This is a genomic window from Polaromonas sp. CF318, from assembly GCF_000282655.1.
Taxonomy (GTDB): domain Bacteria; phylum Pseudomonadota; class Gammaproteobacteria; order Burkholderiales; family Burkholderiaceae_C; genus Polaromonas.
This window is the reverse complement of sequence record NZ_AKIV01000039.1, coordinates 132,351-158,843: the sequence shown is the minus strand read 5'-3', so window position 1 is coordinate 158,843 and position 26,493 is coordinate 132,351. Positions and strand designations below refer to the sequence as shown.

Here is a 26,493-nt window from a genome sequence, read left to right as displayed (position 1 = left end):
CTGAGCAGCCCATGAAAAAAGCCGCTTGAAGCGGCTTTTTTCATGGGCTTGGGCTTTTCAGAATTTGGGCATGCCTTTCATGCCGCCCATGCGCTTCATCATCTTCATCATGCCGCTGCCCTTCATCTTCTTCATCATGCCCTGCATCTGCTCGAATTCGTTGAGCAGCCGGTTGACTTCCTGAACGTGCACGCCTGATCCCGCGGCGATGCGGCGCTTGCGCGTGGCCTTGATGAGTTCGGGCTTGCGGCGCTCCAGTGGCGTCATGCTCTGGATGATGCCTTCCTTGCGCTTGATGTCTCTCTCGGCCTTGTCCATGTCGACCTGGCCGGCCTTGGCGGTCATCTGCGCCGGCAGCTTGTCCAGCAGGCTGGACAGGCCGCCCATGTTCTTCATCTGCTGCAGCTGGCCGAGAAAGTCGTTGAGGTCAAAGCCGTCGCCCGACTTGATCTTGGCGGCCAGCTTTTGCGCCGCGGCCACGTCCACGCCAGCGGCGACCTGCTCGACCAGCGCCACGATGTCGCCCATGCCCAGGATACGTCCCGCATGGCGCTCGGCGTCGAACACCTCCAGGCCGTCAATCTTTTCGCTGGTGCCTGAAAACTTGATGGGCGCGCCGGTGACCTGCCGCACGCTGAGCGCCGCGCCGCCGCGCGAGTCGCCGTCGGTCTTGGTCAGGATGATGCCGGTCAGCGGCAGCGCCTCCTTGAAGGCCTTGGCGGTGTTGACCGCGTCCTGGCCCTGCATGGCATCGACGACGAACAGGGTCTCGACCGGGTTCAGGATGGCGTGCAGCTCCTTGATTTCGGCCATCAGGGCTTCGTCAATGGCCAGCCGGCCAGCCGTGTCGACCAGCAGCACGTCAAAGAAGTGCTTGCGGGCGTAGTCGATGGCCGCGCGGGCGATGTCGGCCGGTTTCTGTTCGGGCGTGCTGGGAAACCATTCGGCGCCGGCCTGTTTGGTGACCGTCTTGAGCTGCTCGATGGCCGCCGGCCGGTAGACGTCGCCCGACACCGTCAGGACTTTTTTCTTGCGCTTTTCGATCAGGTGCTTGGCCAGCTTGGCCGTCGTGGTCGTTTTACCCGCACCCTGCAGGCCGGCCATCAAGATGACCGCCGGCGGCTGCGCCGCCAGGTTGATGTCGCTCACACCCTCGCCCATGGTGGCGGCGAGCTCCTTGTTGACGATGCCGACCAGCGCCTGGCCCGGCGAGAGCGAGCCCATCACCTCCTGGCCCAGCGCCTTTTCCTTGACCCTGGCGATGAAGTCGCGCACCACCGGCAAGGCCACGTCGGCTTCCAGCAGGGCCATGCGCACTTCGCGCAGCATGTCCTGCACATTGGATTCGGTGATGCGGGCCTGGCCTCGCATTTCCTTGACGAGGCGGGATAACTTGTCGGTGAGGGCTGAGGCCATGGGAAGGCGCCACGGGCGTGGAGCGGTTAGGTGGGAAAGGGAAGGCGGCCAAAAGCTGCCAGGAGGCCGGCGGGGAAAGCCGTCGGGAAAGCAGTAAAGGCTAAACTCTAGCCATGATTTTAGCTTTGAGCGACTGGTGGGGTCTTGCGGCAGCGGCAGGCGCCGCTGTCGCCTATGCCGTCCTGGCGCTGGCCGCGCCGCGCCTGGGCGCCGGCACCGTGCGCGGCCTGCTGCTGGCCGCCTGGCTGCTGCACGCGCTGGCGCTGGCCGACGGCCTGCTGGGGGAGCCGCCCCGCTTCGGCTTCGCGCCCGCGCTGTCCATGACCGTCTGGCTGGTGCTCACGGTGTACGCAATTGAAAGCCGCCTGTTTCCGCAGCTTCAGGCGCACTGGGCGCTGGCGGGCCTGGGCAGCGTGGCGGTTATCCTGACGGCCATTTTCCCCGGCACCACCTACCACGCCATCGCATCGCCCTGGCTGCCGCTGCACTGGGCCCTGGGCATCGCGTCCTACGGACTGTTTGCCGCGGCGGTGGTGCACGGCTGGCTCATGACGCGCTCCGAGCGCTCCATCCGGCTGGCCGCGCAAACCGACGCCGGCGTGCCCCTGCTCACGCTGGAGCGCCTGACCTTTCGCTTCGTGGAGGCCGGCTTTGTGCTGCTGTCGGCCACGCTGTTCGTGGGCTGGTTGTTCGCCGAAACGCTTTACGGGCCGGGCCTGGCCTGGAAGTGGAACCACAAAACCGTGTTCTCGGTGCTGGCCTGGCTGACCTTTGCCGGCCTGCTGATTGGCCGGGCGCGCCTCGGCTGGCGCGGCCGCAAGGCGGTGCATGTGCTGTACCTGGGCTCCGGCCTGTTGCTGCTGGGCTACGCCGGTTCGCGCTTTGTGCTTGAAGTCATCTTGAGGCGGGCATGAAGTACTTGCTGGTCATGGGCTTGGTGCTGGTGGTGTTCTGGATCTGGCGGCACAACCGGGAAACGGAACGAGGTGACGCCGCGCCCGCCCGCCAACCTGCCCCGCAAAAACAGGGAACCGCCGTCACTGAAATCGTCGCCTGCGAGGTGTGCGGCGTGCATTTGCCGAAAACTGAAGCGCTGATCGGCAACAAAGGCGTTTACTGCAGCGACGCGCACCGGCGCCAAGCCGAACAGGCCTTGTGAACACTATGTTTACAAATGCGAATAGGGTAAAAACGGCGCCAATCAAAGCGCGCGGCGAATCCCAGACGGGAGTCTGGGTGAGGAGCGCAACGCATCTTGCAAACACAGTGTTCACAGGCCCTACATGAGCACGCCCTCCCATTGGTTTGAAACCGGCGGCGACAAAAGCTCGGGCAATTGGGAAGTCACGTCCGGGCCGGGCTCCTTCGGCCGCCTGTGGCATGTTTTCATGACGGCGCGCGTCGCCATCGCCGCCGTGCTGGTCGTCCTGCAGGCTTTTATCTACGTGCTGGGCAACATCACCAACCACTGGTCCATCGCGACCTGCATCGCCTACCTGTGCGCCACCCTGGCCGTGCGGCTCTGGTCGCGGCCGCGGCCGCCCGGCAGCACCTTCGACGCCCAATGGGTGCTGACCATAGGCGTGGACGTCATCGCCTTCTCGGCGCTGAACTTCCTGCAGTCCAGCGGCATCAATTACACCCCGCTGTTCGCGCTGCCCGTGCTGCTGTCCTCTATCCTCGGCCCTATCCTGCTGGCCTTCGGAACCGCCTCAAGCGTGACGCTGCTGCTGCTGGCCGATGCCTGGTGGAACTCGCTGCAAGGGGTGGGCGACGCCAACGCGCGTTTCCTGCAGGCGGGCTTGAGCAGCTCCGGCTTCTTCCTCGTCGCGCTGCTCGCCAACCACCTGGCCCTGCGCCTGGCCAGGGAAGAGCAACTGGCCAAACGCAGCCAGTCGGCCGCGCGCATGCAAACCCAGGTGAATGAACTGGTCATTGAAGCCCTGGCCGACGGCGTGCTGGTGGTCGACGTCAACGGCATCGTGCGCTCGGCCAATCCGGCTTCCCGGCGCCTGCTGGCGGCCGGCGATGCAGCGCGCAGCGCCCCCTTCATCCTGGCCACGGAAGCCGCCTGGCAACCTCTTGCCGAACTGACGCACCGCACCTTCGCTGCGCAATCGCCGCAGGAAGCGGACGTCAGCCTGGACAATGCGGGCGGCAACACCCGGCGGCTGCACGTGCGCACGCGGCTGGCCGCATCGCCGAACGGCACGCATGAGAGCCTGTGCGTGATGTTCCTGGAAGACCTGCGCGAAATGGAAGCGCGGGTGCGGACCGAAAAAATGGCGGCCATGGGCCGCATGTCGGCCGCTGTGGCCCATGAGATCCGCAACCCGCTGGCAGCCATTTCGCAGGCCAATGCACTGCTCGAGGAGGACTTGCAGGACGCGGGGCACCGCCAACTCACCGCCATGGTCAGGCAAAACGCGCAGCGTCTGGCCCGGATTGTCGACGAGGTGCTGAATATTTCGCGGGCCCAGGCCCAGTTGCCTTCACCGCAAACCACCACCCTGCCGCTCGATGACACCGTCCAGAAAATCACCTCCGACTGGACGGGGCAGACCGCGGCCGTTGCGCGCACGCGCATTACGGCGACCTCGGACAACGCCGTCGTGGTTTTTGAGCCCGAGCATTTGCGGCGCCTGATGATCAACCTGCTGGACAACGCCTTGCGCTACGCCAGCGATTCCGCCGGCGCGATCGAGGTCGCGACCCAGAACGTGGCGCCGGGGCAAGCGCGCCTGTCCGTCTGGAGCGACGGCCAGCCGCTGGAACAGACCGTGCAGACCCACCTGTTCGAGCCTTTTTTCTCCTCGGAAAGCCGCTCCAGCGGGCTGGGCCTGTATATCTGCCGCGAGCTGTGCGAACGCTACGGCGCCATGATCGGCTACCAGCGCGTGCAGCGCGAAGGCACCGAGGGCAACGAATTTTTCGTCATGTTCAGGCCCTCCGCGCAATCCCCGAACACGCCCTCGTCTTCTTTTGCCACAATGCCCCTCTGACACATGAGCATGCAAGCCCCCGTTCCCCAGCAAGCCCGCATCCTCGTCATCGATGACGAGCCGGACCTGCGCACCCTCTATGAGCTGACCCTGCTCAGGGAGGGTTACCGGGTGGAAGCCGCCGGCGATCTGCTGCAGGCCCGTCAGCAGCTCAGCGAAAACCGGTTTGACGCGGTCATCACCGACATGCGCTTGCCGGACGGCCTGGGCCTGGAGCTGCTGCGCGACATGGTGAGCCAGCAGCGCAGCGAGCGCTGCGTGGTCATCACCGCGCACGGTTCCGCCGAAAACGCGGTCGAGGCCCTGAAGGCCGGCGCCTTTGACTACCTCACCAAGCCGGTCGATCTCAAACAGTTCCGCAGTGTGGTGGCATCGGCCGTGCAGGGCGCCAAGCATCCGGCGCCGGCCTCCGAAAAAGCCCAGCGCGGCACGCCCGACACCGGCATCGCGCCTTTGTCGCTGCCCCTGCCGATGGCCGCCGATACCCCGCTGATCCTGCAGAAGCTGGTCGGTGAATCGGCCGTCATGCGCGCCGTCAAGTCGCGCATCGTCAAGGTGGCCGGCAGCATGGCGCCTGTGCTGATCCAGGGTGAATCAGGCACCGGCAAGGAACTGGTGGCGCGCGCCGTGCACGGCTGCAGCCACCGCGCGGCGGGCCCGTTTGTGGCCGTCAACTGCAGCGCCATCCCGGAAAACCTCCTGGAGGCGGAGTTCTTCGGCGCGCGCAAGGGTGCCTACACCGGCTCGGCGCAGGATCGGCAGGGTTACTTCCAGGCGGCCAAAGGCGGGACCCTGTTTCTCGACGAAATCGGCGACCTGCCGCTGGCCATGCAGTCCAAGCTTTTGCGGGCCATCCAGGAGCGCACCGTGCGCCCGCTGGGCTCCGCCCAGGAGGACCCGGTGGACGTGCGCATCGTCAGCGCCACCCACAAGGACCTGGTGGCCGAAGTCCAGGCGGGGACTTTCCGCCAGGACCTGTATTACCGGCTCAATGTGATCGAGATTCACGTGCCGGCCCTGCGCGAGCGCCGCGAAGACCTGCCCGACCTGTGCAAAGCCCTGCTCGCCAGGATCTGCCAGGAGTCGGGCTTTCCCGTACCCGATCTGACCGACTCCGTGCTGGGCCAGCTTCGCGCCCTGCCCTTCAACGGCAACGTCCGCGAACTCGAAAACACCCTGCACCGGGCGGTGGCGCTTGGCGACGGCAGCGAGCTGCATTTCGACGCGCCGGCCGAAGAACAAGTCGCCATTCCGGAAAACCTGCAGGATTACCTGGACAGGCAGGAGCGCAGCATCCTCACGAAGGTGCTGCTGGAAAACGGTTTCAACCGCACCGCGGCCGCCGCCAGGCTGGGCCTGAGCCTGCGCCAGATCCGCTACCGCATTGCCCGCCTCAATATCGTGACGCCGGGCAACGAAGACCCTGCCGATGGACTCGACGCCGCCGATGACCCCGCCTGAAGGCCGGGGTGCCGGCGCCCCGCCCCCTCTGTGGCGGGACGGCTGGTACCGCTATGCGCGCGCGCTGGCATCGCCCAATTTCGGCCCGCGGCCCGAGGGCGCGCAAATCGACCTCGTGGTGATTCACTCCATCAGCCTGCCGCCCGGTGAATTCGGCAACGGCAACGTGCAGCGGCTCTTCACCAACCAGCTCGATTGGGAAGCCCACGCTTACTTCCGGGGCATACGCGGCCTGCAGGTGTCGTCGCATTTCTTCATTGCCCGCTCAGGCGCCCTGTGGCAGTTTGTCGGCTGCGGCGACCGCGCCTGGCATGCCGGGGAATCGAAGTACCGCGGACGCGACAACTGCAACGACGACTCCATCGGCATTGAGCTCGAAGGCCTGGAAGGCGGCGTTTTCGAAGCTCCGCAATATGAGACCCTGGCCGGGCTGTGCGCCGCGCTGCTCCAGGCCTATCCCATCGCCCACATCGCGGGGCACGAACACATCGCGCCGGGCCGCAAGCAGGACCCTGGCCCGGGTTTCGACTGGCCCTTGCTGCAGGACTCGCTGGCCTTGCCGGCTAGGTATTTTCCCGAAACTGTTTGAACGGTACGCGGCACAAAACCACACCAGTGTGGTGCGCTTTGCCGCCGAAAATTTCCCGGTATTTTTACCGCGCTAACATGGGCTTGTGTTGGCGGACCAAGCCCGCGACAAGGCGCGCCGCAGCGATGCGGAGCGCTCGCAGGCCTGATGAAATCAGGCTTTGCGCGAGATGAGCGGCACGAATACAAAGGCCTTAGGCGAGCGGTCCGAAGTGGAATGAAAAAGCCACAAAACGTAACGGTCCATAAACTCGGCGGTACACTACCTGTAGTGGCTTGTATTCCCCCAATACCCTAGGTATAGTGCCTAAGCCCTAATTCAAGATTGATGTAATTCGGGCCCCGGCGGTGAGAAATTGGTTCATGTTTTTGAACCGCTCCCGCCAAACGGATTGCCCGCAACAGCACATCAGCCAGTCATAAAACAAAGCAAAGAGGAAGTCATGCAAACAGCACAGCACGCAGTGCCCGCAACACCCGGTCTGGCCGCCGGCAACCCGGCAGCCAGCGAACCCAGCACCCAGTCCAATCCGCTTGCCCACTACCAGATCATCCGCCGCAACGGCGGCGTGGTGCCGTTTGAACCCAACAAGATCGCCGTGGCCATGATGAAGGCCTTCCTGGCCGTTCACGGAACGCAGGGCGCGGCATCGGCGAGCGTGCGCGAAACGGTCGACGGCCTGACCCAGGCGGTGATCCGCGCCCTGATGCGCTCGCGTCCGGGCGGCGGTACCTTTCATATAGAAGACGTGCAGGACCAGGTCGAGCTCGGCCTGATGCGCGGCGGCCATCACGAGATTGCCCGCGCCTACGTGCTGTACCGCGAAAAGCGCACGCAGGAGCGCGCGCGCCAGCCGCAAACCCAGACGCCCGCGGCCCCCCTGATCCACGTGACCGACCGCGGCAATCGCGTCGCCCTGGACATCCGCAACCTGCAGGCCCTGATCGAAGCGTCCTGCGCCAACCTGGGCGCCGACGTCAAGCCGGACCCCATCGTCGCGGAAACCATGCGCAACCTCTACGACGGCGTTCCCATCGACGAGGTCTACAAGGCCTCCATCCTGGCGGCGCGAACCCTGATTGAAAAAGACCCCGATTACACCTACGCCACCGCGCGCCTGCTGATGCACACCATCCGCCGCGAAGTGCTGGGCGAGGAAGTCACCCAGGCGGACATGGCCGTGCGCTATGCCGAATACTTCCCGCAGTTCATCGCAAAGGGCGTGCAAAACGAGCTGCTCGACGAAAAGCTGCAGCAGTTCGACCTGGCCCGCCTGGGCGCCGCGCTCAAGCCCGAGCGCGACCTGAAGTTCGACTACCTCGGCCTGCAGACCCTGTTTGACCGATATTTCCTGCACGTGCGCAAGCAGCGAATCGAGCTGCCCCAGGCTTTCTTCATGCGCGTGGCCATGGGCCTGTCGCTCAACGAAATCGACCGCGAAGAGCGCGCCATCGAGTTCTACGAGATCCTGTCGTCCTTCGACTTCATGTCGAGCACGCCCACCCTGTTCAACGCCGGCACCCTGCGCTCGCAGCTGTCGTCCTGCTACCTGACCACGGTCGCCGACGACCTGGGCGGCATCTACGACGCCATCAAGGAAAACGCCCTGTTGTCCAAATTCGCCGGCGGCCTGGGCAACGACTGGACGCCCGTGCGCGCCCTGGGCGCCCATATCAAGGGCACCAACGGCGAGTCGCAAGGCGTGGTGCCTTTCCTGAAAGTCGTCAACGACACGGCGGTCGCCGTCAACCAGGGCGGCAAGCGCAAGGGCGCTGTCTGCGCCTACCTGGAAACCTGGCACCTGGATATTGAAGAGTTCCTGGAACTGCGCAAGAACACCGGCGACGACCGCCGCCGCACGCACGACATGAACACCGCCAACTGGATTCCCGATCTGTTCATGCGCCGCGTGATGGAAAAAGGCAGCTGGACCCTGTTCTCGCCGTCCGACACGCCCGACCTGCACGACAAGTTCGGCAAGGACTTCGAGAAAATCTACACCGCCTACGAAGCCAAGGCCGAGCGCGGCGAGATCAAGCCGTCCCGCAAGGTCCAGGCCACCGACATGTGGCGCAAGATGCTGTCCATGCTGTTTGAAACCGGCCACCCCTGGATCACCTTCAAGGACGCCTGCAACGTGCGCTCGCCGCAGCAGCACGCCGGCGTCGTGCACTCCTCCAACCTGTGCACCGAGATCACGCTCAACACCAGCGATACCGAAACCGCCGTCTGCAACCTCGGCTCCGTCAACCTGGTCCAGCACCTGAAGGACGGCGCGGTCGACCACGAGAAGCTCAAGAAGACCATCACCACGGCCATGCGCATGCTGGACAACGTGATCGATATCAATTACTACGCCGTCAAGAAGGCCCGCGACTCCAACATGCGCCACCGCCCCGTGGGCCTGGGCATCATGGGTTTCCAGGATTGCCTGTATGAGCTGCGCGTACCGTACGCCTCCCAGGAAGCCGTCGAGTTTGCCGACAAGTCCATGGAAGCCGTCTGCTACCACGCCTACTGGGCCTCCACCGAACTGGCCAAAGAGCGCGGCAAGTACGCCAGCTACAAGGGCTCGCTCTGGGACAAGGGCGTGCTGCCGCTGGACACGCTGGACATGCTGGCCGAGCAGCGCGGCGGCTATGTCGAGATCGACCGTTCCGCCACCCTGGACTGGGAAGCCCTGCGCAAGAAGATCGCCAAGGACGGCATGCGCAACTCCAACTGCGTCGCCATCGCCCCGACCGCGACCATCTCCAACATCATCGGCGTGGATGCCTGCATCGAGCCCTGCTTCGGCAACCTCTCGGTCAAGTCCAACCTGTCCGGCGAATTCACGGTCATCAACCACTACCTGGTGCGCGACCTCAAGCGCCTGAACCTGTGGGACGACGTGATGGTGGTGGACCTCAAGCACTTTGACGGCTCCCTGCGCCCCATCGACCGCGTGCCCCAGGACGTCAAGGCGCTGTACGCCACGGCGTTTGAAATCGAGACCTCCTGGATCGTGGAAGCCGCGGCGCGCCGCCAGAAATGGATAGACCAGGCGCAGTCGCTCAATATCTATATGGCAGGTGCCTCGGGCAAGAAGCTGGACGACACCTACAAGCTGGCCTGGTTGCGCGGCCTCAAGACCACGTACTACCTGCGCACCCAGAGCGCGACGCACGCCGAGAAATCGACCGTGACCGCGGGCAAGATGAACTCGGTGTCATCCGGCTCCGCGCCCGCCAGCAGCGGCATGAGCGCACTCGAAGCGGCGGCCGCCGCGGCGCAGGCTCAGATGAATGCGACGCCCGCCACCGACATCAAGTTCTGCGCGATCGATGACCCGGGATGCGAGGCCTGCCAATAAAAAAACACCGGATCGCGCGGCCACCCGGCCGCACGATTCGATGTATATGAGCAACACAATTTTGTAGCGATGTGAATGAACACTTTTCATTTTGTATCGCTGCTTTCATAATCCCACAGTATTGGAAACCTCTATGTTGACCTGGGACGAAGAAGTCAAACCATCGTTGCAAACACCTCAGAACAGCGGCTCGCCCGAAGGCCGCTCGATGGAACTTCCGCCTCTTTCTTTTAACGCCGCCGAGCAACCCCAGGCGCAAGTGCGCATGCTCAACGACGGCGCCTTCACACCTGCGCAAGCTGCGGCCCCTTCGGCTCCTGTCTCCGCCGAACCCGCCAAGGCGCAGCGCGTCAAAGCTTCCGACAAGCGCATCATCAACGGCCAGACCGACGTCAACCAGCTGGTGCCCTTCAAATACAAATGGGCCTGGGAAAAATACCTCGCCACCTGCGCCAACCACTGGATGCCGCAGGAGGTGAACATGACGCGCGACATCGCGCTCTGGAAAGACCCGAACGGCCTGACCGAGGACGAACGCCGCCTGGTCAAGCGCAATCTGGGTTTCTTCGTGACCGCCGACTCGCTGGCCGCCAACAACATCGTGCTGGGCACCTACCGCCACATCACGGCGCCCGAGTGCCGCCAGTTCCTGCTGCGCCAGGCATTCGAGGAAGCCATCCACACCCATGCCTACCAGTACATCACCGAGTCGCTGGGCCTGGACGAAAGCGAGATCTTCAACGCCTATAACGAAGTCCAGTCCATCAAGGACAAGGACCAGTTCCTGATCCCTTTCATTGAAGTCATCTCCAACCCGCACTTCAAGACCGGCACGCCCGAGGCCGACCAGACCCTGCTCAAGTCGCTGATCGTCTTCGCCTGCCTGATGGAAGGCCTCTTCTTCTACGTCGGCTTCACGCAGATCCTCGCCTTGGGCCGCCAGAACAAGATGACCGGCGCCGCCGAGCAGTACCAGTACATCCTGCGCGACGAGTCCATGCACTGCAATTTCGGCATCGACCTGATCAACCAGCTCAAGCTGGAGAACCCGCACCTCTGGACGGCGGAGTTCAAGGCCGAGATCAAGGCCCTGTTCATGAAAGCCGTCGAACTGGAATACCGCTACGCCGAGGACACCATGCCGCGCGGCGTGCTCGGCCTGAACGCTTCCATGTTCAAGGGCTACCTGCGCTACATCGCCAATCGCCGCGCCACGCAGATCGGACTTGAAACTCTCTTCCCCAACGAGGAGAATCCATTCCCGTGGATGAGCGAAATGATCGACCTGAAAAAAGAACGCAACTTCTTTGAAACCCGCGTGATCGAGTACCAGTCCGGTGGTGCCCTTTCCTGGGATTGATTGAACAAGACGCGCAACACAAGCCGACAATGATTTCTAGAATTGCAACGACCAACGACAGCACCGCAGAGTGCGCGCTGGGCTTTGCTCCTGTGTTCGCGGCGCTGGGACCGGTTTATCCGGGGCCCAACGCCGTGAATCGCTTTACGTACTCCAACCGTGAAGTGCTCTTTGCAACGTGATCAAGGAGAAAACTATGGCAACTGCGAAAAAAACTGCGGCTAAAAAAGCTGCTCCGAAGAAGGCTCCTGCTAAAAAGGCAGCAGCTAAGAAGGCTCCTGCTAAAAAAGTAGCAGCGAAAAAAGCTCCGGCTAAAAAAGCTCCAGCGAAAAAAGTAGCGGCCAAGAAGCCAGCTGCGAAAAAATCGCCAGCGAAAAAGCCAGCAGCCAAGAAGGTAGCGGCCAAGAAGCCAGCGGCGAAGAAAGCCGCAGCGAAAAAGCCAGCAGCCAAGAAGGCCGCGAAAAAGGTAGCGAAGAAACCAGCGGCCAAGAAAGCCGCTGCGAAGAAGCCTGCCGCCAAGAAAGCAGCGAAAAAGCCCGCTGCGAAGAAAGCCGCGAAAAAACCTGCTGCCAAAGCTGCGAAAGCACCTGCTGCAGCGGCTGCCCCTGCGGCTCAGACTACTCTGAACCCGCAAGCTGCCTGGCCGTTTCCGACAGCCAGCAAGCCGTAAGCAGTAAGGTAATTCTGCTTAGAGCCCGATATCGAAAGATGTCGGGCTTTTTTCATGCCCCCCATCACCCCGCCCATGCCACTGCCTGACCTTGCCTTTCTGCGGATGGAAAAGAACGGCGACGTGCTGGTCGACGTGCACGTGGTGCCGAATGCCGCCAAAACCCAGGCCGTGGGCCTGCACGGCGAAGCCGGCCAGCAGGCGCTGCGCCTGCGGCTGCAGGCGCCGCCGGTGGACGGCAAGGCCAACCAGGCACTCGTGAAATGGCTGGCCGGCTGCCTCGGTATTCCGCAGCAGGCGGTCACGCTGGCGCGCGGGGAGACCTCCAGGCGCAAACAGCTGCGCGTGAACGCCGCGGCGGCCGACTGGGCCGCCTGGGATGAACTGGCGAAAGCGCTAGGTAAAGACGGCCCACCCGCCTGATCGACGCCCCTTAAGCCGCGAGCTGCTCGGCCGACAGCGTGTAGTTCTGGCCGCCGCGCGTCGCGATCTTGAGCGCGCCGACCCGGTTGCCCAGCGCGGCGCAGCGCACCAGCGGCCAGCCTTGCTCCAGGCCGAACAGCAGCGCCCCGCGAAAGGCGTCACCGCAGCCGGTCGGGTCCACCACGGTCTCGGCCTTCACAGGCGGCACCAGGGTTTTTTCGCCGTCTATCCAGACCTCGCAGCCTTCGGCGCCCAAAGTCACCACCAGGCCCTGCACGCGCCGCGACAATTCGGCGCAGGACAAGCCGGTGCGGTCGCAGAGCATCTTGGCCTCGTAGTCATTCACCGTCACCCAGGTCGCCAGTTCGACGAAATGCGCGAGTTCCTTGCCGTCGAACATGGGCAGGCCCTGGCCCGGATCGAACACAAAAGGAATGCCGGCGGCCTTGAACTGCTCGGCATGCTGCAGCATGGCATCGCGCCCGTCGGGCGAAATGATGCCCAGCTTGATGTCCCCACGCGCCGCGATGCGGGTCACATGGGCTTGCATCATCGCGCCGGGATGGAAAGCCGTGATCTGGTTGTTGTCGCGGTCGGTCATGATCATGGCCTGCGCGGTGTAGGTGTCGCCGACCTGGCGCACGAACTCGGTGCTGATGCCCAGCGTCTTCATGCGCTCCACATACTCGGCGCCGTCGCTGCCGACCGTCGCCATGGGCAGGGCGGTACCGCCCAGCTGCCGCAGGCTGTAGGCGATGTTGCCGGCGCAACCGCCGAATTCGCGGCGCAGCGCCGGCACCAGGAAGGACACATTGAGGATATGCAGCTGGTCGGGCAGGATCTGCTCGGAAAAGCGCCCCTCGAAAGTCATGATGGTGTCAAACGCCAGGGAGCCACAGATAACAGCGGACATTGAGTTTTCTCGTTTCAATCAGGGATAAAAAGCCAGGACACGGTAGCCCGCCACCCGCAGGGGTGCGGCCGCCGAAGCGGAAGAAGAGGAGGAAGGGGACGATGCGGCAGCCGCATCCCCCGAGACTTTCATGATGACCAGCCCCGCCAGTTCGGATTGGGCTGCCAGCGTCACGGCCTTCGCGCCGAACTGGGCCGGCGCCAGGACGCGGCGCACCACAGCCTGGTCCTGGGTGTCGGTCAGGGTCACTTCCAGCGAGGGCATTTCCAGCGCCGCCACGCCGGTGTTCTTGAGGGTGAAGCTCAGGCGGTAGGCGTCGGGGGCGATGCGGTTGAAGGTGGAGCTGTCGATCACCAGCGCCTCAATATGGCGAGGCGGGCGGATTTCACAGCGCAGCGGACCGCACAAGGCCTGCAGCGCCGGAAGCAGCCGAGGCTCCAGCGCGGCCAGCATATCCCTTTGCTGGACAGCCCACTGGGCCGCCAGCGTGGCCAACAGCAGCAGCGACAGCAGGGAGAGCGACAGGCGCGTCAGCGGTTTTCGCCAGAAGGCCTTGCGCCGGGCATCCCGCACAAACGACACGTCGTGCTCCATCGGCCGCCCCGGCATGCCGGAATCCACATCCGAGTATGCGAAGCTGGAATCGTCCTCGACGGTCTGGTGAACCATGGCCGGCTGGCGCGGCAAGGGCGCCTCGGGCAGCGATTCGGCGGGCAGCTCCAGCGGATCGAGCTGGCGTTCCTGCTTCGCCTGCTTCCAGCGCACGGGATCAAAGTCGGTGGCGCTGTCCTGGGCTTCATCCCTGCCGGGGCTGGAAGGCCGCAGCGGCATCCTGTCGGCAAACGAGCGGGCCGGCGCCCATTCCTGCCGGGCCGGCTCCACCGGCGGGTCCGCCGAGGGCAGGCTTTGGGGCTCGGTGGGACGGTCGAATTCCGGTGGCGGGGGCTCGGGGGCGGCGGTCAGCGTGGCCGCAGGCGCGGGCGCTGTCAGCGAGGACATATCGCGCGGCAGCAGATGGGCTGACGCATCGAACACTTCAGCGCAATGGCCGCATCGCACCCAGCCTTGTGAGACTTTGAGTTGGTCGGTCACGACTTTGAACATCGTGCCGCATGCGGGACAGCGCGTAATCAGGCTCATTTAGCGCTGTATTGTAGGGGTGGCGACCCACGTTGACGCCCTGCCGGACGGCCTAGAAGCCGGCGGTCATCAGGATCCAGCCCTCTTGCGCATCATGCACCTTGAGTTGGCAATAGGGAGCGTAGGCTTGCTTGAGCTCGTCGGCCTGGCGCTCCAGGATGCCGGCGAGCACCAGGTGCCCGCCTTTCTCGACATGGGCGCACAGCAGCGGCGCCAGCACCTTGAGCGGCGTGGCCAGGATGTTGGCCAGCACGGTGCGGTACTGACCGGACGCGGTCTCGGGCAGGCCGGCCTTGAGCGCCACATGATTGGCCTCGGCATTGGCCAGCGTCGATTCGACGGCGGCCGGGTCGATGTCAACGGCGTCGATGTCGACCGCGCCGAACTTCGCAGCGCCTATGGCGAGGATGCCTGAGCCGCAACCGTAGTCGAGCACGCGGCCCAGGTCTTGCCCGGTGCGGCCTGCGATCCAGCGCAGGCACATGCGGGTGGTCGGGTGCGTGCCCGTGCCGAAAGCCAGGCCCGGGTCCAGGCGAATCACCTGTTTGGCCTCGGCCGGCGGCTCGTGCCAGGTCGGCACGACCCAGAATTCGGGGGTGATGTCCACGGGCGCGAACTGCGACTGGGTCAGGCGCACCCAGTCCTGCTCGGGCACGGGCTGGACGGCGACGACGCGGCAGCCCGCGAAAAAGTCCTGCGCCGCCAGCACGCCGGCCGCGTCGCGCGCCAGGGCCTCGGTGGCAAACAGCGAAACAATGCGGGAGCGTTCCCAGCCCGCCTTGGGCGGCGGCATGTCGGGCTCGCCGAACAAGGCCTGCTCCGCCGGCGTCTGCGCGTCGGCGTCTTCCACCGACACGCTGAGCGCGTCGAGCGCGTCCAGCGCTTCGCTGAGCGTCTCGACCTCGTCGACAGGAGCCAGCAGGATCAGTTCAAACATGATTTATCCAGGGAAAGTTGGATACAGGGCCCGCGGCAACCCATTCAAGCATGAGCCGCGGGACTGGCTTTGCCAGACCGCAGGCGGGTGGCCCCCTCGGGGGGCAGCGACCCACACGCAGTGGGAGAGCGTGGGGGCTCACCTCTCACGTTTGGACAACCACTCTTCTAAATAGTGGATGTTGGTGCCGCCGTCCATGAACTTGGCGTCCACCATCAGTTCGCGGTGCAGCGGGATGTTGGTGTTGATGCCTTCGACCACGGTCTCGGCCAGCGCCGTGCTCATGCGGGCCAGGGCCTGCTCGCGCGTGTCGCCGTGGACGATGATCTTGCCGATCATGGAGTCGTAGTTGGGCGGCACGAAGTAGTTGGCGTAAATGTGGGAGTCCACCCGCACGCCCGGCCCGCCCGGGGTGTGCCAGGTCGTGATGCGGCCCGGCGAGGGAATGAACTTGTAGGGGTCTTCCGCGTTGATGCGGCATTCGATGGAATGGCCCTTGAGTTCGATGTCGCGCTGGGCAAAAGGCAGTTTTTCGCCGGCCGCCACCATGATCTGGGTGCGCACGATGTCCACGCCGGTGATCCACTCGGTGACGGGGTGCTCCACCTGCACGCGGGTGTTCATTTCGATGAAATAGAACTCGCCGTTTTCGTAGAGAAACTCGAAAGTGCCCGCGCCGCGATAGCCTATCTTCTTGACAGCCGCGACGCAGCGCTCGCCGATGCGCTCGATCAGCTTGCGTGGAATGCCGGGTGCCGGCGCCTCTTCCATGACTTTCTGGTGGCGCCGCTGCATGGAACAGTCGCGCTCGCCCAGCCAGACCGCATTTTTGTGCTGGTCGGCCAGGATCTGGATTTCGATGTGCCGCGGGTTCTGCAGGAATTTCTCCATGTAGACCTCGGGATTGCCGAAAGCCGCGCCGGCTTCGGCCTTGGTGGTCTGCACCGCGTGTAGCAGGGCTGCCTCGGTATGCACCACGCGCATGCCGCGCCCGCCGCCGCCGCCGGCCGCCTTGATGATGACGGGGTAACCAATCTGCTTGGCGGTGCGCTTGATGATGACCGGGTCATCAGGCAAGGCGCCTTCCGAGCCGGGCACGCAGGGCACGCCGGCCTTGATCATGGTCTGCTTGGCCGAAACCTTGTCGCCCATGATGCGGATGGACTCGGGCGAGGGGCCTATGAACTTGAAACCGCTTTTCTCGACCCGCTCGGCAAAATCGGCGTTTTCGCTCAGGAAGCCGTAGCCGGGGTGTATGGCTTCGGCATCCGTCACCTCGGCCGCCGAGATGATGGCCGGCATGTTGAGGTAGCTGTCCTTGGAGGGCGCCGGGCCTATGCAGACCGACTCGTCCGCCAGCTTGATGTATTTCGCTTCGCGGTCGGCCTCGGAATAGACCATCACGGCCTTCACACCGAGTTCGCGGCAGGCGCGCTGGATGCGCAAAGCGATCTCCCCGCGGTTGGCGATCAGAATTTTTTTGAACATGCGTCGGTAAGCCTGGTTTGAAAAGGAGGCGCTGCGCCCCGCTTATTCAATGATGAAGAGGGGTTGGCCGTATTCGACAGCCTGGCCGTTTTCCGAAAGAATCTTGGTGACCGTGCCCGACTTGTCGGCTTCGATCTCGTTGAGGATCTTCATGGCCTCGATGATGCAGATGGTCTCGCCTTCCTTGACCACGCTGCCGAGTTCGACAAAGGGCTTGGCGCCGGGGCTGGCCGAGCGGTAGAAAGTGCCCACCATGGGCGACTTGACGGCGTGGCCGGCCGGGGCCGCGGGCGCCGCCTCGGGGGCCGGAGCCGCCGGCGCGCCGGCAGCCGGGGCCGCTGCGGGAGCTGCTACCATGGCAACCGGCTGCTGCATCACGACGGGAGCGCCGCTGGATTTGACGATACGTACCTTGCCTTCGGCTTCGGTGATTTCCAGCTCGGACACGTTGGACTCCGAGACGAGGTCGATCAGGGTTTTGAGTTTTCTTAAATCCATGGGTTCTCTCCAACGACGGTAGATGCTGGCGCGGGATCTCGGCGCAGCTTTTGACTGAAAGGCCGGAAACAGGGCGCACTTGACGCGGCCACCGATCTTCCTTCTTTTTTCACTTACTTTCTGCTTTTACGCTTTAAAGCGCTTATCAGTTAACTACTGCGGGGAGGAACCAGGCGGCATTCCCCGGGAAAGCGCAGAGTGTACATCAAGCCGGAGGCCATTCCAAACCGTCTGGCGGTTGGCCTCGATTTCCCTAAATCCCCTTCAGACAATGCTGTTAGAAGCGTATTGCTGCAGGTTGGCCGGGTTTTCGTGCAAAAACCCGTATCGGCCTTCTAGACCAGCCTGGCCCACTGCGCGAGGTCTTCAGGCAGGACCTTGCCAATCTTGCGGTGCAGCAGCTCTCCCGAGGCGCTGAACACCGCCGTGAACGGCAGGCTGCCGGCGAGGTTGCCCAGCGATTTGCTGAGCTCCGTCCCACCCAGCCCGGCCATACCCACCGGGAAATGCAGGGGCTTGGTTTGCAGCCAGGTCCGTACCGCAGTGGGCTGATCGACGGCCAAACCCACGATTTGCAGGTTTTTATCGCGGTTTTCCTGGTAGAAATAATCCAATAAAGGCAGTTCCTCGACACAGGGCGGGCACCAGGTGGCCCAGAAATTGACCAGCAGGAGCTTGCCGCGAAAACTGCTCATGGACAGGTTCTTGCCATCCGGCGTGTCAAAACTGAGGCGCCAGAAGGCGTCGGAGGCGTTGCCAGCCGCGCCCACCACCGCCGTTTCAGCCTGCCCGGGCACCACCCGATGCGGCTGAAACTCCCACCAGGCAACGCCGGCGCCGGCCAGGCCGGCCGCGGCGGCGGCTGCGCCATAAAGCATGTTTCTGCGATTCACGTGTTTGGAGCTCCGGCTTGGGGGATCAATAATTTTTGCACGGCGGCGATGTCGCCCCGGGGCGTTCGGCCCTTGGTATCGGGCCTCAAGGCACCGCGCAGGTCGTCGTGGTCGTAAACCATCAGGTGCACACCCACAGTTTCATTCAAAGGTTTGCACACACTTCGCAGGCTGAGCGCTTCCACGCTGTCGCCGGTAAAACCGGTCACGGTGCGCGGCTCGTAGTCCACATTGTGCTCAATCAGCGCGATTTCGGCCGATTTGGGGTCATCGCAGAAAAGCTGGATATAGATATCGGACAGCCGCGTGGCCGTGCCATGCCAGACGGCACCGCCCAGATGGGGCCGGAACTGCGCCAGGCGCTCCATCCAGACCAGGGCCAGCTCACGCAGCGCCGCAAGCTCGGCCGGCTGGGTGTCGGCGCAAAACAGCGCGATGTATTCGCGCACCGCGTCCTCGAGTTCGTCGTTGCCGGGCAGCTCGGTGCGGGCCGGCAGCGCCATCTGCTTGACGGCGCGGCGCTTGGCCGGGCCGTATTCCAGCCCGTCTTCCACCACCAGCGCGGCGGCCGTGGCGGCAATTTCGGATTTGAGGGTGTGTGGGGTCAAGGTCGGCAGGCCCGGGAGCCAGAAGAGAGAAGAGAAGAAAAAGAGCGGCGAAACGATTGTGCCCCGGTTAGGCTCCCGATGCGGCGCAAAGTTCACCGCCGCCTTCGGCCGGCCGTCCCGGCGGGGCCGGGCCCGCGAAACCCGGCCTCCTAGAATACAGCCCCATGCACATACATATTCTGGGAATCTGCGGCACTTTCATGGGCGGCCTGGCCGCCCTGGCGCGGGAGGCGGGGCACAAGGTCACGGGCTGCGACACAGGCGTTTACCCGCCCATGAGCGACCAGCTGCGCGGCCTGGGCATAGAACTGATCGAGGGCTACGGCGCCGACCAGATGGCCTTCGAGCCCGATGTGTTCGTGGTCGGTAACGTGATCTCGCGCGCCCGGCTGGCCGACGGGACGCCCAAATACCCGCTCATGGAAGCCATCTTGAACAGCGGCAAGCCCTATACCAGCGGCCCGCAGTGGCTGTCGGGCCATGTGCTGCACCATCCCACCCACCATGCGACCGGCCCGCGCCACGTGCTGGCCGTGGCCGGCACGCACGGCAAGACCACCACCACGGCCATGCTGGCCTGGATCCTGGAGCATGCCGGGCTGCAGCCGGGTTTCCTGGTCGGCGGCGTACCGCTCAATTTCGGCGTTTCGGCCCGCCTGGGCGAGGGCAACACCTTTGTGATCGAGGCCGATGAATACGACACGGCGTTTTTCGACAAGCGCAGCAAGTTCGTGCACTACCGGCCACGCACCGCCGTGCTGAACAACCTGGAGTTCGACCATGCCGACATCTTTGACGACCTGGCGGCCATAGAGCGGCAGTTCCACCACCTGGTACGCACCGTGCCCTCGCAGGGCCGGGTGGTCGTCAACGCGGCCGAGGCCAGCCTGCAACGCGTGCTGGCCCAGGGTTGCTGGAGTGAGCAGCTGCTCTTCGGCAACGGCCTGCTGAATAAAGCCGGCTTTACCGCCCATGGCGAGCCGCATGACTTTCATGTGCTCAAGGCCGGCGAGGCCGTGGCCCATGTGAAGTGGGGCATCAGCGGCGTGCACAACCAGCTCAATGCCCTGGCGGCCATCGCGGCGGCCGAGCACGTGGGCGTGGCGCCCGAGGCCGCGGCGCTGGCGCTGGCGGAGTTCCAGAACGTCAAGCGCCGCATGGAAGTGCGCGGCGTGATCCCGCGCAAGGGCGGCGACATCACGGTGTATGACGACTTCGCCCACCACCCCACCGCCATCCACACCACGGTGGACGGCCTGCGCCGCCAGCTGCAAAGCGCCGGCCGGGGCGGCGAACGCATACTCGCCATCTTCGAGCCGCGCAGCAACACCATGAAACTGGGCGCCATGACGGCACAGTTGCCCTGGAGCCTGGAGCAGGCTGACCTGGCCTTCTGCCACGCGGGTGGGCTGGACTGGGACGCGCGCGCCGCGCTGGCCCCCATGGGCGAACGAGCCCAGGTCGCCGGCACCATTGACCAACTGCTGGACCAGGTCAAGGCCGCAGCCCGGCCGGGCGACCATCTGCTGTGCATGAGCAACGGGGGCTTTGGCGGGATTCACGCCAAATTGCTGGAGGCGCTCAAGGCCTGAGCACCGGGATTCTTACTAATAACTAATAGTGAGCGTCGCGACGTCGATGTGAATCACCGGCTTGGCCAGCGCCGCACTGGCCGCGCGGGCAAACTCCTGCGCCCATTTGGCCTCGGCGAATTTCGCCGGTCCGGCGGCCTGGGCCACCACCACGACCTTGTCGGCGGTCAGCAGCTTGCCCGTGGGCCGCAGCGGCTCGCAGCCCATCTGCGTGAACTGGTCGTCCAGCCACCAGCGTGCCACATCGTGCGGCATGGGCTGCACTTCGTTGAGATCCAGCCGCACGGGCGGGCTGTCCTTGAAGCTCACGGTGACTTCGCTGCGCATGATGTGCTCCTGGTCAGGCACCCATGGTCGGCGACTTGCGGGTAGCGCGGCTATTCGCACAAACCCGCAAGCGGCCGATGGCCCTTATTCGCTTATTTATTGGCGCGGCGCTTGAGCACGGCGGCCGACAGGATTTCCAGCACATCCATCGAATCGTTCCAGCCCAGGCAGGCGTCGGTGATGCTCTTGCCGTAGTCCAGCGCTTTTGCGTCGTCCTTGCCGGGGGTGAATTTCTGCGCGCCGGCGTTGAGGTGGCTTTCCACCATCAGGCCGAACACATGGCGCGAACCGCCGGCCACCTGGCCCGCGATATCGCGCGCCACCTCGACCTGCTTTTCGTGCTGCTTGGAGCTGTTGGCGTGGCTGCAGTCCACCATCAGCGTGGCCGGCAGCTTGGAGGCTTCCAGCTCCTTGCAGGCCGCCGCGACGCTGGCCGCGTCGTAATTGGGCGTCTTGCCGCCGCGCAGGATCACATGGCAGTCCTTGTTGCCGTTGGTCTGCACGATGGCGACCTGGCCGTTTTTGTGCACCGACAGGAAATGGTGGCCGCGCGCCGCCGCCTGGATGGCGTCGGTGGCAATGCGGATGTTGCCGTCGGTGCCGTTCTTGAAGCCTATGGGCGCCGACAGGCCCGAGGCCAATTCGCGGTGCACCTGGCTTTCGGTGGTGCGCGCGCCGATGGCGCCCCAGGAGATCAGGTCTCCGATGTACTGGGGCGAGATCACGTCCAGGAATTCGCTGCCGGCCGGCAGGCCAAGGCGGTTGATGTCGATCAGCAGCTGGCGTGCGATGCGCAGGCCTTCGTCGATGCGGAAGGTTTCATCGAGGTAAGGGTCGTTGATCAGGCCCTTCCAGCCCACGGTGGTGCGCGGCTTTTCGAAGTAGACGCGCATCACGATTTCCAGCGTGCCTTCGTACTTCTTGCGCTGCTCGAGCAGCTTGCGGGCGTACTCCAGCGCCGCCGCGGGATCGTGGATGGAACAGGGGCCGATGACCACCAGCAGGCGGTCGTCCTTGCCCTGGATGATGTTGTGGATGCCCTTGCGGGTCTTGCTGATCAGCGTCTCGACGGCGGTGCCGCGGATGGGAAAGAAGCGGATGAGATGCTCGGGAGGGGGTAGCACGGTGATGTCCTTGATGCGTTCGTCGTCGGTCTGGCTGGTCTTTTCGACGGTCGCATACCAGTTGTCGCTGGCGGAGGTGGCTTTGGCATTCATCGCAATCTTCCTTTTCTTGGGTGTCAGTCGGGCAATTCGGGTTTCAGTACAAACATTCAGCAAACAAATGAGGCAAAAAAAAACCGCCGGGAGCCGGCGGTTTTTGGAGATTCGGTGCGTTTTATCGGGTCACGCCTTGATCTCTCTACCGCCAAAAGCGCTGGAGAACCAAAAGTAAGCAAAATAAAACTTGCCGGAATTCATAAGCTGGAATGTAGCACAGGTCCGGGAAAGCCCTGAAAACGGCCGGTTCAGGCCGTTCCGCCCACCGTCAGGCCGTCGATGCGCAGGGTCGGCTGGCCGACGCCGACCGGAACGCTCTGGCCTTCCTTGCCGCAGGTGCCCACGCCGCTGTCCAGGGCCATATCGTTGCCCATCATGGTGACGCGGGTCAGCGCGTCTGGGCCGTTGCCGACAATCGTCGCGCCCTTGACGGGATACAGGATCTTGCCGTTTTCGACCCAGAAGGCCTCACTGGCCGAAAACACGAACTTGCCCGAAGTGATGTCGACCTGGCCGCCGCCGAAGTTGGTGGCGTACAGGCCCTTCTTGATGCTGGCCACGATTTCCTCGGGCTGCTTGTCGCCGCCCAGCATATAGGTGTTGGTCATGCGCGGCATGGGCACGTGGGCGTAGCTTTCGCGCCGGCCGTTGCCGGTGGGCTTGACCTTCATCAGGCGGGCGTTCAGCGAATCCTGGATGTAGCCCTTCAAAATGCCGTCCTCGATCAGCACATTGCGCTGGCTGGCGTTGCCCTCGTCGTCGACGTTGAGTGAGCCGCGGCGGTCGGCGATCGTGCCGTCGTCCAGCACCGTGACGCCCTTGGCCGCCACGCGCTGGCCTATGCGCCCGGAAAACGCGCTGGAACCCTTGCGGTTGAAGTCGCCCTCCAGGCCGTGGCCTATGGCTTCGTGCAGCAGGATGCCGGGCCAGCCAGACCCCAGCACCACCGTCATCTCGCCGGCCGGCGCGGGGCGCGCGTCAAGGTTGGTCAGGGCGGCTTTCACCGCGTCGTTCACGTATTCGGCGATCTGCGCGTCGTCAAAATAGGCCAGGCCGAAGCGGCCGCCGCCGCCGCCCGAGCCGACTTCGCGCCGGCCTTTCTGCTCGGCGATCACCGTCACGCTCAGGCGCACCAGCGGACGCACGTCGGCGGCCAGCGTGCCGTCGGCGCGCGCCACCATGACCACGTCGTACTCGCTGGCCAGGCCGGCCATGACCTGCACGATGCGCGGGTCCTTGGCCTTGGCGAGTTTTTCCACCTTTTCCAGCAGTTGGACCTTGGCGGTGCTGTCCAGCGTGGCGATGGGGTCCAGCCCCTGGTACAGCGAGCGGCTGCCGGCGATGCGGCCGGCCGGCGTCTTGACGCGGGCGCTTTTGCCGCCGGCGGCAATGCTGCGCACCGTGCGCGCCGCGTCCAGCAGCGAGGCTTCGGAAATGTCGTCGGAATAGGCAAACGCGGTTTTTTCACCGCTGACGGCACGCACGCCCACGCCCTGGTCAATGCTGAAAGAGCCGGTCTTCACGATGCCTTCTTCCAGGCTCCAGCCTTCGCTGCGGGTGTACTGGAAATACAGGTCGGCGTCGTCCGCGCCGTGGGAGGTGATTTCACCGAGCGCGCGGCCCAGGTGCGCCTGCGTGAGGCCGAAAGGCGTCAGCAGCAGCTTTTGCGCGATCTCCAGCCTCCCCGAGGTTGACTCCACCGTAGGTCGGGCGGCCGAGGAGACCGTGGACTTGTTGGGGGCGGAGGCGGGGGTGGAGCGAAGTGAGGTCATGCGGCCATTGTAGGCAGTCTGCCTCTGCGCCGGGGGCGGCGGGGTTTTGCCCGCAGGCAAGGGAAAACGGGGCGAAAAACCCGCCTAGCCGCCCTTGCTGTCCAGATGCTTGAACAGCGCGGCATCGTCCTCGGCCGCCAGCCCGGCCAGATGGGCCTCGGCAAAGACCCGGCTGGCGCGTTCGCCCAGCGGGCCTTCAAATCCGGCCGCGCGGGCCGCCGCCACGGCCAGCCGCGTGTCTTTTTCGAGCAGCGTCACATGCGCGCGCGGCGCGTAGTCGCCGGCAATCGCGCGGCGCATGCGGTCCGAGCCTATCCAACTCTGCCCGCTGGACTGCTCGATCACATCCAGGGTTTTCGCCAGATCCAGCCCCAGGCGCCCGGCCAGGGCCAGCGCCTCGGCCGCACCCACCAGGTTGATGCCCGCCAGCAGGTTGTTGACCAGCTTGGTGCGGGCGCCGTCACCGGGTTTTTCGCTGATGTGAAACACCTTGGCCGACAAGTCCCTTAGCAAGCCGGCCTGCCGGGCATACACCTCGCCGGTGCAGGCCAGCATCAGGCTCATGGAACCGTCGCGCGCCCGGGCCGGGCCGCCCGACATGGGGGCGTCCAATGTGTGCACGCCGCGTTCGGCCAGCCGGGCGGCGAAGGATTCGACGTCCTGCGGCGCGATGGTCGGGCACAGCATCACGGCATGGCCGGGCCGCAGCATGCGGACCAGGCCCCGCCCGCCAAACAGCACGTCTTCGGTTTGCGCTGCGTCGACCACGCAGACGATAAAAGCCTGGGAGTCCGCCGCGGCGTCCGCGGGACTGGCAATCGCCGTCGCGCCCCCTTGCACCATGGCCGCGACCTTGGCGGCGTCGATGTCGCAGACCTGGACATCCCAGCCCTTGGCCAGCAGGTTGGCCGCCATGCCGCCGCCCATATTGCCCACGCCGATCACGGTCACCATGCGGGCGTTCAAGAACCCGGCCTCTTCAGGACTGCACCAGGCGCTTGGCCTTGGCGATGGACATCAGCATGCCTATGGCCAGGCCCAGGGTCACCATGGCGGTGCCGCCGTAGCTGATAAAAGGCAGGGGTACGCCCACCACCGGCAGGATGCCGCTGACCATGCCCATGTTGACGAAGGCATAGGTGAAAAAAATCATGGTCAGGGCCCCCGCCAGCAGGCGCGCGAACAGGGTCGAGGCCTCCAGCGCGATGGCCAGCCCGCGCAGGATCAGGAAGATGAAACCGGCGATCAGCAGCAGGTTGCCCAGCAGGCCGAACTCCTCGGAATAGGCGGCGAAGATGAAGTCGGTGGTGCGCTCGGGAATGAACTCCAGGTGGGTCTGCGTGCCGGCCATGAAGCCCTTGCCGGTGATGCCGCCCGAGCCGATCGCGATCATGCCCTGGATGATGTGAAAGCCCTTGCCCAGCGGGTCGCGCGACGGGTCCAGCAAGGTGCAGATGCGCTGCTGCTGGTAGTCGTGCAATATGGGCCAGCGCACGCCGTCGGCGCAAATCTGCGGTTCGAACCAGACCACCAGGAACACGCCGACCAGGCCCAGCAGCACCGGCGGCAGGATCAGCTTCCAGCTCAGGCCCGCGAAAAAAATCACCGCCAGGCCGGCCGCCAGCACCAGCAGCGAGGTGCCCAGGTCGGGCTGCTTCATGATCAGGCCCACCGGCATGGCCAGCAGCAGCACGGCGGCCACGAAGTCCAGCGGGCGCAGCTGGCCCTCGCGCTTCTGGAACCACCAGGCCAGCATCAGCGGCATGGCGATCTTGAGGATTTCGCTGGGCTGTATCACCACGCCCACGTTGAGCCAGCGCCTGGCGCCTTTTTTGGTCACGCCGAACACCGCGACGGCCACCAGCAGGGTCACGCCCACGATGTAGAGCGGCACGGCAAAGGCCATCAGGCGCTGAGGCGGCACCTGCGCCACCACGAACATGATGGCCCCGGCGATCAGCATGTTGCGGCCGTGGTCGACAAAGCGGCTGCCGTGGTCGTAGCCGGAGGAGTACATGATCAAGAGGCCCGCGCAGGCCAGCAGGAAGACGGCAAACGCCAGCAGGCCGTCAAAACCCTGCAGCAGGGGCAAAGTTCGCTGGTAAAGAGAGGGTTTGTCGAAAACGGCAGCCATGCCGGGGATTATCCGCCAGGGCCCGCGGCCCGGAGCCAAAGACCGTGGGCTCCCGTCTACCATGGCGGCATGCGCACCACCCACCTGCTCTACCTGCACGGCTTTCGCTCTTCGCCGCAGTCCATGAAGGCCCAGAAAATGGCGGCCATCGTGCGGCAGCGCCATCCCGCCGTCCACTGGTGGTGCCCGCAGTTGCCGCCTTCGCCCGAGGCTGCGCTGGGCGGGGTCATGGACGAAATCGCCGGCTGGCCACGGCAAGCCGGCTACCAAAGCCTGGCCGTGGTCGGCTCCTCGCTGGGCGGTTTTTACGCCACCGCCGTGGCCGAGCGCATGGGCTGCAAGGCCGTGCTGCTCAACCCGGCCGTGGAGCCGGCGCGCGACCTGGCCCGCTATATCGGCGAGCAAACCACCTGGCACGACCCGGACCAGCACTTTTTCTTTGAACCGCGTTTTGTCGATGAGCTGAAAGTCCAGCACACCGGGCCGCTGAAAGCGCCCGAAAACTACCTGGCCATCATCGCCAAGGGCGACGAGGTGCTGGACTGGCGCGAAATGGCGGCCCGCTATGCGGGCAGCCGGTTGCGCATCCTCGAAGGCGGCGACCACGCGCTGAGCGACTTCGACACGCATGTGCCCGAAATCCTCGATTTCCTCGCCCTGGCCTGAACGCCGGCCCTGAACGGGGGCTGATTACACTA

Annotated in this window: 24 protein-coding genes; 11 read left to right on the top strand and 13 right to left on the bottom strand. The window is 64.6% G+C overall.

Annotated features, from left to right (window positions below):
- Window positions 1-57 precede the first annotated feature (57 nt).
- Entirely contained in the window at window positions 58-1,416 is a 1,359-nt protein-coding gene (ffh, locus tag PMI15_RS05525; protein WP_007864903.1) for a signal recognition particle protein, read from the bottom strand.
- A 113-nt stretch (window positions 1,417-1,529) separates the two neighbouring features.
- Between ffh and PMI15_RS05520 the strand changes: the two genes are divergently transcribed.
- From PMI15_RS05520 to PMI15_RS05480, 9 genes are all read left to right on the top strand, one after another.
- The gene (locus tag PMI15_RS05520) at window positions 1,530-2,330 is read left to right on the top strand and encodes an inner membrane protein YpjD (protein ID WP_007864900.1); all 801 of its coding nucleotides are present in this window, start codon (window positions 1,530-1,532) and stop codon (window positions 2,328-2,330) included.
- Window positions 2,327-2,575, top strand: coding sequence for a PP0621 family protein (locus tag PMI15_RS05515; protein ID WP_007864897.1), 249 nt, complete (start codon window positions 2,327-2,329; stop codon window positions 2,573-2,575). The genes PMI15_RS05520 and PMI15_RS05515 overlap by 4 nt, the downstream gene beginning before the upstream one ends.
- A gap of 124 nt (window positions 2,576-2,699) precedes the next feature.
- Entirely contained in the window at window positions 2,700-4,418 is a 1,719-nt protein-coding gene (locus PMI15_RS05510) for a PAS domain-containing sensor histidine kinase (RefSeq protein WP_007864895.1), read from the top strand.
- A 3-nt stretch (window positions 4,419-4,421) separates the two neighbouring features.
- Window positions 4,422-5,879, top strand: a complete 1,458-nt coding sequence (locus PMI15_RS05505) for a sigma-54 dependent transcriptional regulator (RefSeq protein ID WP_007864892.1) — start codon at window positions 4,422-4,424, stop codon at window positions 5,877-5,879.
- The gene (gene ampD, locus PMI15_RS05500) at window positions 5,866-6,468 is read left to right on the top strand and encodes a 1,6-anhydro-N-acetylmuramyl-L-alanine amidase AmpD (protein WP_036837649.1); all 603 of its coding nucleotides are present in this window, start codon (window positions 5,866-5,868) and stop codon (window positions 6,466-6,468) included. The genes PMI15_RS05505 and ampD overlap by 14 nt, the downstream gene beginning before the upstream one ends.
- Before the next feature lie 442 nt (window positions 6,469-6,910).
- A complete protein-coding gene (locus PMI15_RS05495; RefSeq protein WP_007864877.1) occupies window positions 6,911-9,820 on the top strand; it encodes a ribonucleoside-diphosphate reductase subunit alpha in 2,910 nt (969 codons plus the stop codon).
- A gap of 133 nt (window positions 9,821-9,953) precedes the next feature.
- The gene (locus tag PMI15_RS05490) at window positions 9,954-11,180 is read left to right on the top strand and encodes a ribonucleotide-diphosphate reductase subunit beta (protein WP_007864874.1); all 1,227 of its coding nucleotides are present in this window, start codon (window positions 9,954-9,956) and stop codon (window positions 11,178-11,180) included.
- A 196-nt stretch (window positions 11,181-11,376) separates the two neighbouring features.
- The gene (locus PMI15_RS24305; RefSeq protein ID WP_036837576.1) at window positions 11,377-11,850 is read left to right on the top strand and encodes a histone H1-like DNA-binding protein; all 474 of its coding nucleotides are present in this window, start codon (window positions 11,377-11,379) and stop codon (window positions 11,848-11,850) included.
- A 75-nt stretch (window positions 11,851-11,925) separates the two neighbouring features.
- Window positions 11,926-12,273: a DUF167 domain-containing protein gene (locus PMI15_RS05480; protein WP_036837647.1), complete on the top strand. Its 348-nt coding sequence runs from the start codon at window positions 11,926-11,928 to the stop codon at window positions 12,271-12,273.
- A gap of 10 nt (window positions 12,274-12,283) precedes the next feature.
- On the opposite strand, the gene PMI15_RS05475 is transcribed toward PMI15_RS05480, so the two are convergent.
- The 7 genes from PMI15_RS05475 to PMI15_RS05445 form a co-directional block, all read right to left on the bottom strand.
- Window positions 12,284-13,186, bottom strand: a complete 903-nt coding sequence (locus PMI15_RS05475; protein ID WP_007864866.1) for a carbohydrate kinase family protein — start codon at window positions 13,184-13,186, stop codon at window positions 12,284-12,286.
- 18 nt (window positions 13,187-13,204) lie between these two features.
- Window positions 13,205-14,326, bottom strand: a complete 1,122-nt coding sequence (locus tag PMI15_RS05470) for a DUF3426 domain-containing protein (protein ID WP_036837574.1) — start codon at window positions 14,324-14,326, stop codon at window positions 13,205-13,207.
- A 52-nt stretch (window positions 14,327-14,378) separates the two neighbouring features.
- Entirely contained in the window at window positions 14,379-15,263 is an 885-nt protein-coding gene (gene prmA, locus PMI15_RS05465) for a 50S ribosomal protein L11 methyltransferase (protein ID WP_007864862.1), read from the bottom strand.
- Window positions 15,264-15,401: 138 nt separating this feature from the next.
- Window positions 15,402-16,751 carry an acetyl-CoA carboxylase biotin carboxylase subunit gene (gene accC, locus PMI15_RS05460; protein WP_007864860.1) on the bottom strand — a complete coding sequence of 450 codons (1,350 nt, stop codon included), beginning with the start codon at window positions 16,749-16,751 and terminating at the stop codon, window positions 15,402-15,404.
- A 42-nt stretch (window positions 16,752-16,793) separates the two neighbouring features.
- A complete protein-coding gene (accB, locus tag PMI15_RS05455) occupies window positions 16,794-17,249 on the bottom strand; it encodes an acetyl-CoA carboxylase biotin carboxyl carrier protein (protein WP_007864853.1) in 456 nt (151 codons plus the stop codon).
- 335 nt (window positions 17,250-17,584) lie between these two features.
- Complete coding sequence (locus tag PMI15_RS05450; protein WP_238541078.1) at window positions 17,585-18,142, bottom strand: TlpA disulfide reductase family protein; 558 nt, start codon at window positions 18,140-18,142, stop codon at window positions 17,585-17,587.
- Window positions 18,139-18,750 carry a hypothetical protein gene (locus tag PMI15_RS05445; protein ID WP_036837572.1) on the bottom strand — a complete coding sequence of 204 codons (612 nt, stop codon included), beginning with the start codon at window positions 18,748-18,750 and terminating at the stop codon, window positions 18,139-18,141. The genes PMI15_RS05450 and PMI15_RS05445 overlap by 4 nt, the downstream gene beginning before the upstream one ends.
- A 164-nt stretch (window positions 18,751-18,914) precedes the next feature.
- Between PMI15_RS05445 and mpl the strand changes: the two genes are divergently transcribed.
- Entirely contained in the window at window positions 18,915-20,342 is a 1,428-nt protein-coding gene (mpl, locus tag PMI15_RS05440; protein ID WP_036837569.1) for a UDP-N-acetylmuramate:L-alanyl-gamma-D-glutamyl-meso-diaminopimelate ligase, read from the top strand.
- A gap of 15 nt (window positions 20,343-20,357) precedes the next feature.
- On the opposite strand, the gene PMI15_RS05435 is transcribed toward mpl, so the two are convergent.
- From PMI15_RS05435 to rodA, 5 genes are all read right to left on the bottom strand, one after another.
- A complete protein-coding gene (locus PMI15_RS05435; protein WP_007864840.1) occupies window positions 20,358-20,669 on the bottom strand; it encodes a hypothetical protein in 312 nt (103 codons plus the stop codon).
- Window positions 20,670-20,761: 92 nt separating this feature from the next.
- Complete coding sequence (locus tag PMI15_RS05430; protein WP_007864838.1) at window positions 20,762-21,886, bottom strand: 3-deoxy-7-phosphoheptulonate synthase; 1,125 nt, start codon at window positions 21,884-21,886, stop codon at window positions 20,762-20,764.
- 251 nt (window positions 21,887-22,137) lie between these two features.
- The gene (gene tldD, locus PMI15_RS05425) at window positions 22,138-23,661 is read right to left on the bottom strand and encodes a metalloprotease TldD (RefSeq protein ID WP_007864836.1); all 1,524 of its coding nucleotides are present in this window, start codon (window positions 23,659-23,661) and stop codon (window positions 22,138-22,140) included.
- Window positions 23,662-23,745: 84 nt separating this feature from the next.
- Window positions 23,746-24,627 carry an NAD(P)-dependent oxidoreductase gene (locus PMI15_RS05420; RefSeq protein ID WP_238541077.1) on the bottom strand — a complete coding sequence of 294 codons (882 nt, stop codon included), beginning with the start codon at window positions 24,625-24,627 and terminating at the stop codon, window positions 23,746-23,748.
- Window positions 24,628-24,640: 13 nt separating this feature from the next.
- Window positions 24,641-25,795, bottom strand: a complete 1,155-nt coding sequence (rodA, locus tag PMI15_RS05415) for a rod shape-determining protein RodA (RefSeq protein WP_007864831.1) — start codon at window positions 25,793-25,795, stop codon at window positions 24,641-24,643.
- 69 nt (window positions 25,796-25,864) lie between these two features.
- Here rodA and PMI15_RS05410 point away from each other — a divergent pair, with 69 nt between their 5' ends.
- Window positions 25,865-26,461, top strand: a complete 597-nt coding sequence (locus PMI15_RS05410; protein ID WP_007864829.1) for a YqiA/YcfP family alpha/beta fold hydrolase — start codon at window positions 25,865-25,867, stop codon at window positions 26,459-26,461.
- Window positions 26,462-26,493: the final 32 nt, after the last annotated feature.

What these genes read in the sequence shown, in the direction of transcription:
- ffh (WP_007864903.1), bottom strand. Translation starts at nt 1,416, where the DNA reads ATGGCCTCAGCCCTCACCGACAAGTTATCCCGCCTCGTCAAGGAAATG.
- PMI15_RS05520 (WP_007864900.1), top strand. Translation starts at nt 1,530, where the DNA reads ATGATTTTAGCTTTGAGCGACTGGTGGGGTCTTGCGGCAGCGGCAGGC.
- PMI15_RS05515 (WP_007864897.1), top strand. Translation starts at nt 2,327, where the DNA reads ATGAAGTACTTGCTGGTCATGGGCTTGGTGCTGGTGGTGTTCTGGATC.
- PMI15_RS05510 (WP_007864895.1), top strand. Translation starts at nt 2,700, where the DNA reads ATGAGCACGCCCTCCCATTGGTTTGAAACCGGCGGCGACAAAAGCTCG.
- PMI15_RS05505 (WP_007864892.1), top strand. Translation starts at nt 4,422, where the DNA reads ATGAGCATGCAAGCCCCCGTTCCCCAGCAAGCCCGCATCCTCGTCATC.
- ampD (WP_036837649.1), top strand. Translation starts at nt 5,866, where the DNA reads ATGACCCCGCCTGAAGGCCGGGGTGCCGGCGCCCCGCCCCCTCTGTGG.
- PMI15_RS05495 (WP_007864877.1), top strand. Translation starts at nt 6,911, where the DNA reads ATGCAAACAGCACAGCACGCAGTGCCCGCAACACCCGGTCTGGCCGCC.
- PMI15_RS05490 (WP_007864874.1), top strand. Translation starts at nt 9,954, where the DNA reads ATGTTGACCTGGGACGAAGAAGTCAAACCATCGTTGCAAACACCTCAG.
- PMI15_RS24305 (WP_036837576.1), top strand. Translation starts at nt 11,377, where the DNA reads ATGGCAACTGCGAAAAAAACTGCGGCTAAAAAAGCTGCTCCGAAGAAG.
- PMI15_RS05480 (WP_036837647.1), top strand. Translation starts at nt 11,926, where the DNA reads ATGCCACTGCCTGACCTTGCCTTTCTGCGGATGGAAAAGAACGGCGAC.
- PMI15_RS05475 (WP_007864866.1), bottom strand. Translation starts at nt 13,186, where the DNA reads ATGTCCGCTGTTATCTGTGGCTCCCTGGCGTTTGACACCATCATGACT.
- PMI15_RS05470 (WP_036837574.1), bottom strand. Translation starts at nt 14,326, where the DNA reads ATGAGCCTGATTACGCGCTGTCCCGCATGCGGCACGATGTTCAAAGTC.
- prmA (WP_007864862.1), bottom strand. Translation starts at nt 15,263, where the DNA reads ATGTTTGAACTGATCCTGCTGGCTCCTGTCGACGAGGTCGAGACGCTC.
- accC (WP_007864860.1), bottom strand. Translation starts at nt 16,751, where the DNA reads ATGTTCAAAAAAATTCTGATCGCCAACCGCGGGGAGATCGCTTTGCGC.
- accB (WP_007864853.1), bottom strand. Translation starts at nt 17,249, where the DNA reads ATGGATTTAAGAAAACTCAAAACCCTGATCGACCTCGTCTCGGAGTCC.
- mpl (WP_036837569.1), top strand. Translation starts at nt 18,915, where the DNA reads ATGCACATACATATTCTGGGAATCTGCGGCACTTTCATGGGCGGCCTG.
- PMI15_RS05435 (WP_007864840.1), bottom strand. Translation starts at nt 20,669, where the DNA reads ATGCGCAGCGAAGTCACCGTGAGCTTCAAGGACAGCCCGCCCGTGCGG.
- PMI15_RS05430 (WP_007864838.1), bottom strand. Translation starts at nt 21,886, where the DNA reads ATGAATGCCAAAGCCACCTCCGCCAGCGACAACTGGTATGCGACCGTC.
- tldD (WP_007864836.1), bottom strand. Translation starts at nt 23,661, where the DNA reads ATGACCTCACTTCGCTCCACCCCCGCCTCCGCCCCCAACAAGTCCACG.
- rodA (WP_007864831.1), bottom strand. Translation starts at nt 25,795, where the DNA reads ATGGCTGCCGTTTTCGACAAACCCTCTCTTTACCAGCGAACTTTGCCC.
- PMI15_RS05410 (WP_007864829.1), top strand. Translation starts at nt 25,865, where the DNA reads ATGCGCACCACCCACCTGCTCTACCTGCACGGCTTTCGCTCTTCGCCG.